The following is a 14,628-nucleotide window of genomic DNA, read 5'->3' as shown; positions in this document are numbered from 1 at the left end:
GGGCAGCGTCGCCCCACTTCACCTGCGCCCCTCGCGCCCTGCGAGGCATCCGGAATAGCATCGATATCTGGGTACAGGCGCCCGGCCGACGCGACGAGAGGACCGCCCCCGTGACCCGACCCGATACGAGCGACGACACCACCGTCACCACCACTCCCCCGGCCGACGCCGACCTGAGCGGCATCCGCGGGTGGCTGTTCGACCTCGACGGCGTGCTCACGCCGACGGCGATCGTGCACATGCACGCCTGGTCGCGGCTGTTCACGCCCGTCCTCGAGGAGCACGGCGTCGCCCCCTACTCCGACGCCGACTACTTCGCGTACATCGACGGCAAGCCCCGCTACGACGGCGTGCGTTCGCTGCTCGAGAGCCGTGGCATCGAGCTCCCCGAGGGCGAAGTGACCGACTCCCCCGACGAGAACACGGTGCACGGCCTCGGCAACCGCAAGAACCGGGCGTTCAACGCGACGCTCGCCGAGGAGGGCGTCGCCGCCTATCCGGCGTCGGTCGCGTTCCTCGACGCGGTGCAGGCGGCCGGATGCCTCGTCGCCGTCGTCTCGAGTTCGAAGAACGCGCCCGCCGTGCTCGCGGCTGCGGGCATCGCCGACCGGTTCGAGGTCGTCGTCGACGGCCAGGTCGCGGCGCGCGAGGGAATCCCCGGCAAGCCGTTCCCCGACACGTACGAGCGCGGCGCCGCGTTGCTCGGCCTGCCGACCGCGGCCTGCGCGGTCGTCGAAGACGCCGAGTCGGGCGTGCGGGCCGGGGCATCCGGTGACTTCGGCATCGTCGTGGGCGTCGATCGCGGCGTCGGACGCGACGTGCTCGCGCGCCTCGGCGCCGACGTGGTCGTCGACGAGCTCGACGAGCTGATCCCGGCCGTCGAGCGGGCCGGGGCCTCGATACGCTCCGCTACTCGACCGCCGGAAGACGGCGCTACTCGACCGCCGGAGGACGTGGGCGAGGCATCCGACAGCACCACCAGCACCACCCGAGAGGACGCCGAATGAGGTTCGCCGACACCGACCCGCTGAACCGCACCAGGTTCCCCGTCGACGAGTGGGCGCTCGTCGAGACGGACTTCGGGCAGGACGACCAGGGTCGCACCGAGACCCTGTTCGCGGTCGGCAACGGCTACCTCGGACTCCGCGGCAACGTCGAGGAGGGCCGCGACGGCCACATGCACGGCACGTTCGTGAACGGGTTCCACGAGACGTGGCCGATCCGGCACGCCGAGGAGGCGTTCGGCTTCGCGCGCGTCGGCCAGACGATCGTGAACGCGCCCGACGCGAAGGTGATCCGCCTGTATGTCGACGACGAGCCGCTCGTCATGACCGAGGCGGAGATCCTGGCGTACGAGCGTCGGCTCGACTTCCGCACCGGCGCGCTGATCCGCTCGGTCGAGTGGCGCACCCCCTCGGGCAAGCGCGTGCTCATCACGAGCCGCCGACTCGTGAGCTTCACCGACCGCCACCTCGCGCTCATCGACTACGAGGTCGAACTGCTCGACGCGGATGCCGCGATCACGATCTCCAGCCAGATCCTCAACCGCCAGGACGGCCGCGACGAATACCGCTCGGGCGTCACCGAGACGTCGGAGGGGTTCGACCCCCGCAAGGCCGACGTGTTCCTCGACCGCGTGCTGCAGCCGCGGGTGAAGCGCCACGGCGACGGGCGATACGTGCTCGGCTACCAGACCACCAACTCGGGCATGGCCATCGCGATCGGCGCCCAGCACCACATCGACACGCAGAGCGCGTACACCGAGTCCGGGTCGATCGGCGACGACCTCGCGAAGCACATCTACAAGATCGCCGGCAAGCGCGGCGAGCCGGTGCGCGTCACCAAGGCCGTGAGCTATCACACGGCCCGCAAGGTACCGGCCCGTGAACTGGTCGATCGGTGCGACCGCACCCTGGACCGCGCCGAGGAACTCGGGGTCGCGCGGATCTTCGAGCACCAGCGCGCGTGGCTCGACGAGTTCTGGACCCGCTCCGACGTCGAGGTCGCCGACCAGCCGGTGCTGCAGCAGGCGATCCGCTGGAACCTGTTCCAGCTCGCGCAGGCCTCCGCGCGCACGGACGGCGGCGGCGTCGCGGCGAAGGGCGTCTCGGGGTCGGGCTACGGCGGTCACTACTTCTGGGACTCCGAGGTCTACGTGATGCCGTTCCTCTCCTATACGACGCCGAACGTCGCGAGGAACGTGCTGCGGTTCCGGCAGAAGATGCTCGATGCCGCCAGGGCGCGCGCGATCGAACTCAACCAGCTCGGCGCGCTCTTCCCGTGGCGCACGATCAACGGGCAGGAGTCGAGCGCGTACTATGCGGCCGGCACCGCGCAGTACCACATCGACGCGGACATCTCGTATGCGCTCATGCAGTACGTCACCGCGACGGGCGACGAGGACTTCCTCGCCCGCGGCGCGATCGACATCCTCGTCGAGACGGCCCGCATGTGGGAGGACCTCGGCTTCTGGCGCACCAACGCCGACGACGTGTTCCACATCCACGGCGTCACCGGGCCCGACGAGTACACGACCGTCGTGAACGACAACCTCTACACGAACGTGATGGCGCGCGCGAACCTCGAGTCGGCCGCGAAGGCCGTCGACTCGCTGCAGGTGCACCAGCCCGTCGAGTACCGCAAGCTCGTCGATCGGCTCTCGGTGACGCCCTCCGAGGTGGCCGCGTGGCGCCGTGCCGGCGCGCACATGCACATCCCGTTCGACGAGAAGCTCGGCGTGCACCCGCAGGACTCCGCGTTCCTCGAGAAGGAGCTCTGGGACCTCGAGCACACCCCCGACGACCGGCGCCCGCTGCTGCTGCACTACCACCCGCTGGTCATCTACCGCTTCCAGGTGCTGAAGCAGGCCGATGTCGTGCTGGCGCTGTTCCTCCAGGGCGACCGGTTCACGACCGAGCAGAAGCTCGCCGACTTCGAGTACTACGACCCGCTGACCACGGGCGACTCGACGCTGTCGGCGGTCGTGCAGTCGATCATCGCGGCCGAGGTCGGCTACCACGAGCTCGCGCTGCGGTACTTCCGGGCGGCCCTGTTCGTGGACCTCGCCGACCTGCACCACAACGCGGCCGACGGCGTGCACGTCGCGTCGACGGGCGGCGTCTGGGGCGCGCTGGCGTTCGGCTTCGGGGGCTTCCGCGACCAGGGCGGGAAGTTCACCTTCGACCCGCGCCTGCCCGACGGCTGGGGCTCGCTGGTCTTCCGCATCACGCTCCGCGGCACGCGCCTCAGGGTCACGGTCGAGCACGCGGCGATCACCTTCGAGATCGAGGACGGCGACGGAGCGGATGTCTCGGTGCGCGGCACCGCCCTGCACGTGGAGCCCGGCGAACCCGTGCGCGTCGCGCTCGACGGGCAGGGGCCGCGGATCATCGGTTCGCCCACGATGCGGGATATGGCCGGCAGCCGCAGGGCCGACGGCACCCTGCTCACGGCGTCGATACCGACCCTGTCGCTGGACGTCGACGCAGACGATTCGCCGATTCCGGTGGACTGAGGCGCGGCGTTCCCAGCGCTTCACGCTATTCTGTCGCGAGTCACGGAACGGATCGGGAGACCTGTGGGCCTACTGGACAACTTCGAGAAAGGTCTCGAGCGCGCGGTGAACGGCGCCTTCGCGAAGACCTTCCGCTCGGGGCTGCAGCCGGTGGAGATCACCGCGGCGCTCAAGCGCGAGATCGACACGAAGGCCGCCGTCGTATCGCGCGACCGCGTGCTCGTTCCGAACAGCTTCACGGTGCGCATGTCCCCGGAGGACCACGATCGGATGACCCGCCTCGGCCCCGCGCTCACCGACGAACTCGTCGACCTGGTGCAGAAGCACGCGGCGAGCCAGCGCTTCCAGTTCGCCGGAGGCGTCACGCTCGAACTCCTGCCCGACGAGAGCCTCTCGGTCGGCATGGTGCAGGTCGACTCGTCGAACGTGAAGGGCCGCGTCGCGTGGACCCCGGTACTCGACGTGAACGGCAAGCGGTACCCGATCATCAAGGGTCGCACGGTCATCGGCCGCGGCAGCGAGGCCGACGTCACGCTCGACGACACCGGTGCGAGCCGCAGGCACGCCGAGGTGCAGTGGGACGGCTCGCGCGCCCGCGTGCGCGACCTCGGCTCGACGAACGGCACCCAGCTCAACGGCGCCGCGGTGAAGGAGGCCGTGCTCGAGCCGGACTCGGTGATCACGATCGGCCGGTCGCGGATCACCTTCCGCGTGCTCGCGCAGTCGGGCGGCGCCCAGCCCGGTGCCCAGCCCGGTGGCGCCCGCCCGGGCGGCGCGCCCGGCGCCTCGCAGCGCTCCGACCTCGGCGGATTCTGGGGGCCGGCGTGAGCGAACTGACCCTCCTCGTCCTCCAATTCGGCTTCCTGCTGCTGATGTGGCTGTTCGTCTTCGCCATCGTCTACGCGCTGCGCAGCGACCTGTTCGGCCAGCGGGTCCGCAAGCTCCCCGATGCCGCGGCGGCCGCTGCGGCGCCGGCGTCCCCGGTCGCCTCCGCGTTCCCGTCGTCGTCGCTCTCGCAGGCGCCGACCGAGGCGGTCAACCGGCCGCCGGCCGCCGAGACCGGCCAGGCGACCGCCGAGAACGCGGGTCGACTCGTCATCACCTCCGGGCAGAAGGCGGGGGCGGAGTTCCCGCTCGGACGTGACGAGATCACGATCGGGCGATCGAGCGACTCGGCGATCATCATCCGTGACGACTACACGTCGACGCACCACGCCCGGCTCATGCTGTGGAACGGCCGCTGGATGCTGCAGGACCTCGATTCCACGAACGGCACGTTCCTCGACGGCTCCCGCGTGACCGTGCCGACCCCGGTGCCGCTCGGAGCCACCGTGAAGGTCGGGGCGACGACGTTCGAGCTGCGGCGGTAGCCCGTGGCCTCAGTCAAGGCGAGCGCTGCGGTCTCGCACGTCGGTCGGATCCGCGCGAACAACCAGGACTCCGGCTACGCCGGTCACCAGTTGTTCTTCGTGGCCGACGGCATGGGCGGTCACGCCGGGGGCGACGTCGCCAGTGCGATCGCGACCCACCGCATCGCCGAGGCCGACATCGACCACCCGAGCCCCACCGAGGCCGCCGCGGCCCTCGAGTCCGCGCTCCTCGCGGCGAACCGCCGCATCACCGAGACGGTCGCCGACCACTCCGAGCTCACCGGCATGGGCACCACGTGCAGCGCCCTCATCATCGAGGACAGCCGGGCCGCGATCGCGCACATCGGCGACTCGCGCATCTACCTCGCGCGCTCGGGCGAGCTCAGCCAGATCTCGACCGACCACACGTTCGTGCAGCGCCTCGTCGACGCGGGCCGCATCACCGCCGAGGAGGCGATGGTGCACCCTCGCCGGTCGGTCCTCATGCGGGTGCTCGGCGACGTCGAGTCCTCCCCCGAGGTCGACACGCTCGTGCTCGACACCCGCCCGGGCGACCGCTGGCTGCTCTGCTCCGACGGCCTGTCGGGCGTCGTGTCGTTCGACGAGATCCAGCAGGTGCTGACCTCCGACGCCGGTGCGAAGCAGGTCGCCGACCGCCTCGTGAAGGCCTCGCTCGACGGTGGCGCGCCCGACAACGTGACCGTCGTCGTCGTCGACATCGGCGAACCGCCCGCGCCCGATACGCCTCCGCTGATCGTCGGCTCGGCGGCAGCGCCGCTGGCGTTCGGCCAACCGGCCGAAGCACCGCGAAGCCGCGGCATCTTCCTGACCCCGTTCCGGCCGCACCCGGTGCAGGAGACCCACTTCGAGCCCGACTCCGAGGAGTTCTTCGACGAACTGATCGAAGAGGATGCCCGCCGCCGGCGCCGCCGCCGGATGGTCTGGGGGTTCTGGATCGTGCTGCTCATCGCCGCGATCGTCGCGGCGTTCGTGCTCGGCTACCAATGGACGCAGACCCGCTACTACGTCGGCGAGTCGAACGGCCGGGTCGCCGTCTTCCAGGGCATCCAGCAGGACCTCGGACCGATCTCGCTGCACGAGCTCCACACCGAGACGCAGCTCGACGTCTCCGAGCTCCGGGCCTACGACCAGCAGCGCGTCGAGCAGACCATCACCGCGGGCGACCTCGCCGAGGCGCTCCTCATCGTGCAGCGGCTGGAGGCCTCCCTTGAGTGAGCGCCGCACGCAGACCCCGCCGCAGGGCACCACCGCGACACCGCCGAGCGGTGTGCGACGCATCCGCATCCCGCAGAAGCTGCGGAACCTCGAGTTCTGGTTGCTCGCGTTCGCCTGCCTGATCAACGCATCCGCCATCTTCCTGGTGCAGCTCGGAGCGCTCGGCACCATCGACACGCAGCTGATCCTGCTCGGCGCCGGCCTGTCGCTGCTGGTGTTCGGCCTGCACATCGCGATGCGGTACGTGGCGCGTGACGCCGACCCGTTCCTTCTGCCGATCGCCTCGGTGCTCAACGGCATCGGCATCGCGATGATCTACCGGATCGACATCGCCGAGGGCGACGCCGGGTGGGAGTCCGCGGCCGTTCGCCAGATCGCGTGGAGCGCGATCGCGATCATCTGCGCGATCGTGACGATCATCCTCATCCGCAACCACCGGGTGCTGTTCCGGTACACGTACCTCGCGGGCCTCCTGGCCATCGTGCTCCTGATCCTGCCGCTCGTCCCCGGCATCGGCCGCGAGGTGTCCGGCGCCCGCGTCTGGATCTCCTTCGGCGACTTCGCCTCGTTCCAGCCCGGCGAGATCGCGAAGATCGCGCTGGCCGTGTTCTTCGCCGGGTACCTCGTGCGCAACCGCGACTCGCTGTCGATGGTCGGCACCACCTTCCTCGGCATGCGGTTCCCGCGCGCACGCGACCTCGGCCCGCTGCTGGTGGTCTGGGCGCTCTCGATGGCGGTCATCGTCTTCCAGCGCGACCTCGGCACCGCCCTCCTCTACTTCGGGCTCTTCCTCGTCATGCTCTACGTCGCGACGAGCCGGATCTCGTGGGTGCTGCTCGGCCTCACGCTGTTCGTCGGCGGTGCGCTCATCGCGTCGCAGACCCTCGACTACGTGCGCAACCGCTTCGCGAACTGGCTCGACCCGTTCAGCGACGAGCGGTTCGGCGCCGACCCCGGCGGCAGCTACCAGCTCGTGCAGGGCCTGTTCGGGCTCGGCAACGGCGGCCTCATCGGCACCGGCTGGGGGCAGGGCCGTCCCGACCTCACGCCCGTCCCGCAGAGCGACTACATCATCGCGAGCCTCGGCGAGGAGCTGGGCCTCGCGGGCGTGTTCGCGATCCTCGCGCTCTACCTGCTCTTCGTCTCCCGCGGATTCCGCATCGGCTTCGCCGGCCAGGACGACTTCGGCAAGCTCCTCGGCGTCGGCCTGTCCTTCACCGTCGCGCTGCAGGTCTTCATCGTGGTCGGCGGCGTGATGCGCGTCATCCCGCTCACCGGCCTCACGACGCCGTTCCTCGCGGCCGGCGGCTCGTCACTGGTCGCCAACTGGATCATCGTCGCGCTGCTGCTGCGGCTCTCCGACACGATCCGGAACCACCCGAGGCTGGTGATCGACGGATGAATCGCGAGCTCAAGCGGGTCACGATCGTCGTGCTCGTGATGTTCCTGACGCTCTTCGGCGCGTCATCCGTCATCCAGGTCGCACAGGCGTCCAACCTGGCGGCGGATCCCCGGAACTCGAGGACCCTGTACGAGAGCTACTCCGTCGAGCGCGGGCCGATCCTCGTCGCCGGGTCGCCCGTCGCGTTCTCGCAGCCGTCCGATGACGACTACAAGTTCCAGCGGGTGTACGCGAACGGTCCGCTGTACGCCCCGGTCACCGGATTCATCCCGATCAACGGCGAGCCGACGGGCCTGGAGCGCTCGCTGAACTCCTACCTCTCGGGGCAGTCGTCGACGCAGTTCTTCGACCAGCTCAACCGCCTGATCTCCGGGCAGGACCCGATGGGCGCATCCGTCGAGGTCGCGATCGACCCGGTCGCGCAGCAGGCCGCGTGGGACGCGCTCGGCGACTACACCGGCGCGGTCATCGTCACCGAGCCGGCGACCGGCCGCGTGCTCGCGATGGTGACCAAGCCGACCTACGACCCGAACGCCCTCGCGGTGCACGACGGCGACGCGGTCGAGGCGACGTACCAGACGCTCGTCGACGACCCGATGGATCCCCTCTTCAACCGGGCCACGGGCGGCGACATGAACCCGCCCGGCTCGGTGTTCAAGCTCGTCGTCACGGCGGCCGCGCTCGAGTCCGGCCGGTACACGCCCGACAGCACGTTCCCGAACCCGGGCACCTACACGCTGCCCGGCAGCTCGTCGGTCGTGCGGAACTCGGGCGGCGGGACGTGCGGCGGCGGCGCCGAGGTGACGCTCGCGACGGCGCTGCGACTCTCGTGCAACATCCCGTTCGCCGAGCTCGGCGTCGAACTCGGCGACACCGCGATCCGCGAGCAGGCCGAGAAGTTCGGCTTCAACTCCGAGTTCCTCATTCCTACCGAGACGGCGGTCAGCGTCTACCCCCGCGGGCTCGACGACGCGCAGACCGCGCTGTCCGCGTTCGGCCAGGGCGAGGTGCGCGCGACCCCGCTCCAGATGGCGATGGTCTCGGCCGCGATCGCGAACGGGGGCATCGTGATGAACCCGAACCTGGTCGACGCGATCACGGCCCCCGACTTCCGTCCGATCGAGGAGTTCGAGGCCTCGGAGTTCCGTCGCGCGATCAGCGAGCAGACGGCCTCCACGATGACCGAGATGATGGTGAACGGCGTCGAGAACGGTGCCGCCAGTAATGCAAGAATAGACGGCGTCAGCGTGGCCGGTAAGACAGGTACCGCGGAGAACGGCGAGGACGACCCGTACACTCTCTGGTTCACAGGTTTTGCCCCCGCCGACGACCCCCAGTACGCGATCACGGTGCTGGTGGAAGATGGCGGGGGACTTGGTCAGGAGGGGTACGGCAACTTGATCGCCGCACCCATCGCACAACAGGTACTAGAGGCGGTGCTGAACAAATGAGACCGAGTGCTGGGCTCACCTTCGGTGGACGGTACGAGCTGCAATCCCGGATCGCCATCGGCGGTATGGGCGAGGTGTGGCAGGCCACCGACCTCGTCATCGGGCGACAGGTCGCCATCAAGATCCTCAAGGACGAGTACCTCGGCGATCCCGGCTTCCTCGAGCGGTTCCGCGCCGAGGCCCGTCACGCCGCACTCGTCAACCACGAGGGCATCGCCAACGTCTTCGACTACGGCGAGGAGGACGGCAGCGCGTACCTCGTCATGGAGCTCGTCCCGGGCGAGGCCCTCTCGACCATCCTCGAGCGCGAGCACGTGCTGTCGACCGACAAGGTGCTCGACATCGTGGCGCAGACCGCCGCCGCCCTCCAGGCCGCGCACGCGGCCGGCCTGGTGCACCGCGACATCAAGCCCGGCAACCTGCTCATCACGCCCGACGGCCGGGTGAAGATCACCGACTTCGGCATCGCCCGCATCGCCGACCAGGTGCCGCTCACCGCGACCGGCCAGGTCATGGGCACCGTCCAGTACCTTTCGCCCGAGCAGGCCTCCGGCCACCCGGCATCGCCGACGACCGACATCTACTCCCTCGGCATCGTCGCGTACGAGTGCCTGGCCGGTCGTCGCCCGTTCACGGGCGAGTCGCAGGTCGCGATCGCGATGGCGCAGATCAACGAGACCCCGCCCGACCTGCCGGTGACGGTCTCGGAGCCGGTCCGCAACCTCGTCTACGCGTGCATCGCCAAGAACCCGGCCGACCGTCCGCAGTCCGCGGCGCACCTCGCGCGCGCAGCGCAGGCCCTCCGCCGTGGCGATGTGCACGGTGCCGCCGCCGCGGTGCCCGCAGTGCTTGGCGCCGCGGGTGCGACCGCCGCGACGATGCTCATGCCGCAGCAGGGCGCGACCGCGGCCACGACGGTGCTCCCGGCGACCGCTCCGACTCCCGAGGACGAGACCGAGGAGACCGAGGAGAAGAAGCGGAGCCCCTGGACGTGGCCGCTCATCATCCTCATCGCGATCCTCGCGATCGTGCTCATCGGCACGCTCATCGCGGTGTTCGCCAATCAGGGGCGTGACACTCCGCCGTCGACGACGAGCGGGCCGCCGAGCACGTCGGCGGCTGCGCCCAGTACCTCGACGCCGCCGCCGACCACCGAGGCACCCCAGGCGGTGCAGGTCGACCGCGACGCCTACCTCGGCATGAACGTCGACGAGGCCGCCGCGGCGATCGAGGCGCTCGGCCTCCCGACGAGCCGCGTCGAGGGTGGGCGTGCGACCGACCCCGGACAGACGAACACCGTCACCGACGTGAACCCGTCCGGGCCGGTGCAACCGGGCACGACGATCACGCTCACCTACCTCGCGGCGCCCGAGGACCCGGCGGCCCCGACCGGCGGGCCGACCATCAACGGCGCCACGGACACGGATGTCGAGCCCAGCCAGAAGCTCACGCTCTCGTGGCCGCAGCAGTCGTGCCCATCCGGGCAGACGCTCAGCGGCTACACCATCACGATCACGAGCGGCGGCACGTTCGACAGCTTCGGCAACGGCACGCAGGCGAACGTCTCTGCCGGTCAGACGAGCACCCCGATCACGGTGACCGGCGCCGCCGGCTCGCAGTTGAGCGTCAATTTCGTCTACTACTGCGGTCAGGTGAGCTCGGCGACGTCGCCGACGTCGAACTTCCCGATCGTCGCGCCGTGAACTGACCCGCGACCGACCAGCCGACAGACCCACCCGACCGACCCACCCGAAGGACCCCACGACAGGAGCAGATGACCGTGACTGATGATGGACGTGTGCTCGCGGGTCGGTACCGCGTCGGCGCCCTCATCGGGCGCGGCGGCATGTCCGACGTGCACGTCGGGACGGACACCCGCCTCGGTCGCCAGGTCGCGATCAAGCTCCTGAAGCCGCAACTCGCGACCGACCCGGCATTCCGGATGCGCTTCCGGCAGGAGGCGCAGTCGGCGGCGAGGATGGCGCACCCGACGATCGTCCGCGTGTTCGACGCGGGCGAGGAGACCGTGGTCGACGCATCCGGCCACGAGGTCCAGCTGCCGTTCATCATCATGGAGTTCGTCGAGGGCCGGCTGCTCAAGGATGTCATCAGCGATGGTCCGCTCGAAGCGCAGGCGGCCGTCCGCGTCATCGACGGCGTGCTCACCGCACTCGAGTACTCGCACCGCGCCGGCGTCGTGCACCGCGATATCAAACCGGGCAACATCATGATCACGACCACCGGGCAGGTCAAGGTCATGGACTTCGGCATCGCGCGTGCGGTGTCGGACTCGGCGACCACCGTCGCGCAGACCACGGCGATCCTCGGCACGGCCGCGTACTTCTCGCCCGAGCAGGCGAAGGGCGAGACGGTCGATGCCCGCACCGACCTGTACTCGACCGGCGTCGTGCTCTTCGAGATGCTGACGGGCCGCCCGCCGTTCCGCGGTGACACCCCGGTCGCGGTCGCCTACCAGCACGTCAGCGAGCGACCCGCCAAGCCCAGTTCGATCAACCCGCGGGTCTCGCCGGCGCTCGACGTCGTAGTGCTGCGCGCCCTCGCGAAGGACCGCACGCAGCGGTACCAGACCGCCGCGGAGTTCCGCGCGGACGTCGAGACGGCGGCGGCCGGCCGCGTCCCGGTCCATCAGCAGGCCCGAGGCGCGGAGGCGCTGTTCGGCTCCAACCAGACCGGCGCGGTGCCGTTGTCCACGACGGAGCTCGCCCTTCGCCAACTCAGCGAGGACGACTCGATGTCGCGCACGCAGCGGCGGCCACCGGCGATCTGGATCTGGTCCGGCATCGTCGCGGTGCTCGTCATCGTCATCGCCGTCATGTACTGGGCGTTCAACCTCCAGCCGAGCGACGAACTGCCGTCGAACGTCCGAGAGGTCCCGACGCTCACCGGCGCCTCGTATGAGGAAGCCGTCGACCAACTGCAGCAATTGACCCTCCCGGCCACGCGTGTCGACCGCTCGGACGACACGATCCCGGCCGGGCAGGTGATCGGCACCGACCCGCCGGCCGGCGAGAAGGTGCCCACGGCGACGCCGATCACCGTGTTCGTGTCGACCGGGAAGGTGCCGGTGGCGATCCCCTCGGTCGTGAACATGAGTCTCGACCAGGCGAAGCAGGCGCTGACGGATGCCGGGCTCACGCCGGGTGCCGAGACCCGGGAGTCCTCTGCCACGATCCCGGGGAACACGGTCATCCGCACCGACCCGGCCGAGGGCTCGACGGTCGAGACGGGTTCGACGGTGAACCTGACGGTCTCGAGCGGCAACGTCACACTGCCCGATCTCACCGGGCAGACCTTGGCCGCGGCTTCGGACTACCTCGGCACCGATGAGCTCCAACTCACACCGGCACCGAAGCCCGATCCCTCCTGCCCGGCCGCGGACGGCTCACCCGTCACTCGACAGTCGCCGGCTCCGGGCGAGGTGCCCCAGCGGTCGACCGTCGAGCTCACGTACTGCGCGGGAGCGGCATCGGGTGCGCCGGCGCCGACCGGCGCCCCGAACGCGAACGGCTGACCCCGGCGCAAGTCGTGGCGACGTACGCCGCTCGAACGGCTCAGGCCGTTGCGCGCACCAACGGGCTGAGGGTCGCCGCGCGCTCGCGCACGCCCGGCAGTCCGACTTCGGCGAGCCAGTTCCCGAGCATCCGGTAGCCGCCCTGCGTGAGCACGGACTCGGGGTGGAACTGCACGCCGAAGATCGGGGCGTCCACGTGCCGCAGGCCCATGATCACGCCGCCTGCGGTGCGGCTGGTGACGACGAGTTCGTCGGGAACCGTCCCGTCGACGACGGCGAGCGAGTGGTACCGGGTCGCCGTGAACGGCTGCGGGACGCCCTCGTAGAAGGAGCTGGCGTCATGCTCGATCTGCGAGGTCTTGCCGTGCATCAGCTCCTCGGCGTTCGTCACCACCGCGCCGAACGCCTCGGCGATCGCCTGGTGGCCGAGGCACACCCCGAGCAGCGGCTGCCCGCTCGCGAGTGCCGCCTCCACGGCCGGGATCGAGACCCCGGCGTCGGACGGCTTCCCCGGCCCGGGTGAGACGAGCACCCCGTCGTACGCCGCCGCGCGGGCCGCCACCTCGGAGGCGTCGAACGCGTCGTTGCGGACCACGTCGGTGTCCGCCCCGAGCTCCTGGAGGTAGCCGTTCAGCGTGTAGACGAAGCTGTCGTAGTTGTCGATGACGAGGATCCTGGTCATTGCTCCACCGTGACGTCGATCGGATTGAGGATGAGGTCGACCCAGGGGAAGACCCAGGTGAACAAGGCGTAGACCACCGCGGCGATCAGGACGAGCAGGAGCAGGAGCCGCACCCACCAGGGGCCGGGCAGGATCCGCCAGAGGGCACCGTACATGTCAGCTCTCCCAGCTCGCGACGGCGGCGGCGATCTCGGCCGGCGGAGTGGCGGCGCCAGGCTGCCACGACTCGAGCACGCCGTACGCGATGATGCGCTCCGCCGTCGAGTACAGCGGGTTGCAGCTGGTCAGCGTGATGATGCGGTCCGTCGGCGTCAGTTCGGGGTGGTGCGGTACCGGCGCGAGCACGTCGACGGTGTCGGGGGTGACGTACTCGAAGTCGCGGAACCGGTAGGTGTACCAGCCGTCCTTCGTCTGGATGTAGATCGCATCGCCGAGCTGCAACTGCTCGATCTCGTGCATCCCGCCGCCGTAGGCGCTGCGGTGCGCCGCGATCGCGAAGTTCCCGACGGCGCCGGGCATCGCCGTTCCCGGGTAGTGGCCGACGCCCTGCGAGTAGCTGTTGAGCACGTTCAGGCCGGTTCCCACCGCGATGTTGCGCACCGAGTCGAACGTCTCCGGGGTGTCGAACCGCGGGACGTACATCACGGCGAAGGTCTCGCCGTCGGCGTACGCCGTCGTGTCGACGACGGGTTCGCCCGGGTCGACCGGCGGGGGGGTCTCCGCTCCCGGATCGCGTGCGGCCCGGTCCTGGTCGGCGAACGTCTGGAAGGACTCGGTCGCGGCCTCCGACTGCTGGCCGGCCATGATCGCGTCGTTCCACCAGAGCTGCCAGCCGAGGAAGAGCAGGATCAGCACGCCGGCGGTGAGGAGCAGTTCGCCGAACACCCCGACGACGGTCAGGCCCGGGCTGCGGGCCGGGGCCCGGTCGGCGACGGGATCCGCGGCCGACCCCGCGGTGCGGCGCGCACGGCGGGACTCGGGGTGCGGCTCGGACATACGGGCGATTCTATCTGCGCGGCGACCTCCCTCGGCTGGGAGTCCGGCGCACGCTCGGCTAGAATGCCCCTCATGGCACGAACCAAGTCCCCGAAGCCCGCGCGCGCGGAGGTCGCTCCCGGCGAAGAAGCCCCGAACCCCGTCTGGTTCAAGCCGGTCATGTTCGGATTCATGCTGATCGGACTCGCCTGGATCATCGTCTTCTACGTCTCGGGTGGTGCGTTCCCGATCCCCGACCTCGGATCGTGGAACATCCTCATCGGCTTCGGCATCGCGTTCATCGGGTTCCTGATGACGACGCGCTGGCGTTCCTGATCTCACGAACCGACGCGAACGCGTCGATCGCCTGCAGGGCGGATGCTTCGGCATCCGCCCTTTTTCACAGTTCTATCCCCAGCCATGCACAGGCTGTGGAGGCCGACTTCCGCGGAATTCCGGGGAAGTT

Annotated in this window: 13 protein-coding genes; 10 read left to right on the top strand and 3 right to left on the bottom strand. The window is 70.0% G+C overall.

All coding sequences use genetic code 11. The annotated features are described in order from the left end of the window. The first annotated feature begins 110 nt into the window (after positions 1 to 110). From ELQ40_RS00145 to pknB, 9 genes are all read left to right on the top strand, one after another. Positions 111 to 1,007 carry an HAD-IA family hydrolase gene (locus tag ELQ40_RS00145; RefSeq protein ID WP_240665869.1) on the top strand — a complete coding sequence of 299 codons (897 nt, stop codon included), beginning with the start codon at positions 111 to 113 and terminating at the stop codon, positions 1,005 to 1,007. Then, positions 1,004 to 3,514: a glycoside hydrolase family 65 protein gene (locus ELQ40_RS00140; protein ID WP_127791767.1), complete on the top strand. Its 2,511-nt coding sequence runs from the start codon at positions 1,004 to 1,006 to the stop codon at positions 3,512 to 3,514. Before ELQ40_RS00145 ends, ELQ40_RS00140 begins: the two co-directional genes overlap by 4 nt. Before the next feature lie 63 nt (positions 3,515 to 3,577). After that, positions 3,578 to 4,342, top strand: coding sequence for a DUF3662 and FHA domain-containing protein (locus ELQ40_RS00135; protein ID WP_127791765.1), 765 nt, complete (start codon positions 3,578 to 3,580; stop codon positions 4,340 to 4,342). After that, positions 4,339 to 4,884 carry an FHA domain-containing protein gene (locus ELQ40_RS00130; RefSeq protein WP_127791764.1) on the top strand — a complete coding sequence of 182 codons (546 nt, stop codon included), beginning with the start codon at positions 4,339 to 4,341 and terminating at the stop codon, positions 4,882 to 4,884. The genes ELQ40_RS00135 and ELQ40_RS00130 overlap by 4 nt, the downstream gene beginning before the upstream one ends. Before the next feature lie 3 nt (positions 4,885 to 4,887). Beyond that, entirely contained in the window at positions 4,888 to 6,120 is a 1,233-nt protein-coding gene (locus tag ELQ40_RS00125; protein ID WP_127791762.1) for a Stp1/IreP family PP2C-type Ser/Thr phosphatase, read from the top strand. Further along, complete coding sequence (locus ELQ40_RS00120) at positions 6,113 to 7,522, top strand: FtsW/RodA/SpoVE family cell cycle protein (RefSeq protein WP_240665868.1); 1,410 nt, start codon at positions 6,113 to 6,115, stop codon at positions 7,520 to 7,522. Before ELQ40_RS00125 ends, ELQ40_RS00120 begins: the two co-directional genes overlap by 8 nt. Next, positions 7,519 to 8,973, top strand: a complete 1,455-nt coding sequence (locus ELQ40_RS00115) for a penicillin-binding protein 2 (RefSeq protein WP_127791761.1) — start codon at positions 7,519 to 7,521, stop codon at positions 8,971 to 8,973. Before ELQ40_RS00120 ends, ELQ40_RS00115 begins: the two co-directional genes overlap by 4 nt. Next, complete coding sequence (locus ELQ40_RS00110; RefSeq protein ID WP_127791759.1) at positions 8,970 to 10,676, top strand: serine/threonine-protein kinase; 1,707 nt, start codon at positions 8,970 to 8,972, stop codon at positions 10,674 to 10,676. Before ELQ40_RS00115 ends, ELQ40_RS00110 begins: the two co-directional genes overlap by 4 nt. Before the next feature lie 71 nt (positions 10,677 to 10,747). Next, a complete protein-coding gene (gene pknB / locus ELQ40_RS00105) occupies positions 10,748 to 12,505 on the top strand; it encodes a Stk1 family PASTA domain-containing Ser/Thr kinase (RefSeq protein ID WP_127791758.1) in 1,758 nt (585 codons plus the stop codon). Positions 12,506 to 12,545: 40 nt separating this feature from the next. Here pknB and ELQ40_RS00100 read toward each other — a convergent pair whose 3' ends face one another. The 3 genes from ELQ40_RS00100 to ELQ40_RS00095 are packed head-to-tail and all read right to left on the bottom strand — an operon-like array spanning position 12,546 to position 14,183. After that, positions 12,546 to 13,187 carry an aminodeoxychorismate/anthranilate synthase component II gene (locus tag ELQ40_RS00100; protein ID WP_127791756.1) on the bottom strand — a complete coding sequence of 214 codons (642 nt, stop codon included), beginning with the start codon at positions 13,185 to 13,187 and terminating at the stop codon, positions 12,546 to 12,548. Further along, positions 13,184 to 13,342 carry a hypothetical protein gene (locus ELQ40_RS18645; RefSeq protein WP_164863420.1) on the bottom strand — a complete coding sequence of 53 codons (159 nt, stop codon included), beginning with the start codon at positions 13,340 to 13,342 and terminating at the stop codon, positions 13,184 to 13,186. Before ELQ40_RS18645 ends, ELQ40_RS00100 begins: the two co-directional genes overlap by 4 nt. Position 13,343: 1 nt before the next feature. After that, a complete protein-coding gene (locus tag ELQ40_RS00095; RefSeq protein WP_127791754.1) occupies positions 13,344 to 14,183 on the bottom strand; it encodes a class E sortase in 840 nt (279 codons plus the stop codon). A 72-nt stretch (positions 14,184 to 14,255) separates the two neighbouring features. Between ELQ40_RS00095 and ELQ40_RS00090 the strand changes: the two genes are divergently transcribed. Further along, positions 14,256 to 14,498: a cell division protein CrgA gene (locus tag ELQ40_RS00090; RefSeq protein ID WP_127791752.1), complete on the top strand. Its 243-nt coding sequence runs from the start codon at positions 14,256 to 14,258 to the stop codon at positions 14,496 to 14,498. Positions 14,499 to 14,628: the final 130 nt, after the last annotated feature.

This window comes from Agromyces sp. LHK192 (genome assembly GCF_004006235.1).
Classification (GTDB): Bacteria; Actinomycetota; Actinomycetes; order Actinomycetales; family Microbacteriaceae; genus Agromyces.
Note: the sequence above shows the minus strand (reverse complement) of the source record. Positions and strands in the feature narration are given on the sequence as shown.

Excerpts from the sequence above, each read along its gene's own strand:
- ELQ40_RS00095 (WP_127791754.1), bottom strand. The coding sequence starts at position 14,183 with ATGTCCGAGCCGCACCCCGAGTCCCGCCGTGCGCGCCGCACCGCGGGG.
- ELQ40_RS00115 (WP_127791761.1), top strand. The coding sequence starts at position 7,519 with ATGAATCGCGAGCTCAAGCGGGTCACGATCGTCGTGCTCGTGATGTTC.
- ELQ40_RS18645 (WP_164863420.1), bottom strand. The coding sequence starts at position 13,342 with ATGTACGGTGCCCTCTGGCGGATCCTGCCCGGCCCCTGGTGGGTGCGG.
- ELQ40_RS00100 (WP_127791756.1), bottom strand. The coding sequence starts at position 13,187 with ATGACCAGGATCCTCGTCATCGACAACTACGACAGCTTCGTCTACACG.
- ELQ40_RS00110 (WP_127791759.1), top strand. The coding sequence starts at position 8,970 with ATGAGACCGAGTGCTGGGCTCACCTTCGGTGGACGGTACGAGCTGCAA.
- pknB (WP_127791758.1), top strand. The coding sequence starts at position 10,748 with ATGACCGTGACTGATGATGGACGTGTGCTCGCGGGTCGGTACCGCGTC.
- ELQ40_RS00090 (WP_127791752.1), top strand. The coding sequence starts at position 14,256 with ATGGCACGAACCAAGTCCCCGAAGCCCGCGCGCGCGGAGGTCGCTCCC.
- ELQ40_RS00140 (WP_127791767.1), top strand. The coding sequence starts at position 1,004 with ATGAGGTTCGCCGACACCGACCCGCTGAACCGCACCAGGTTCCCCGTC.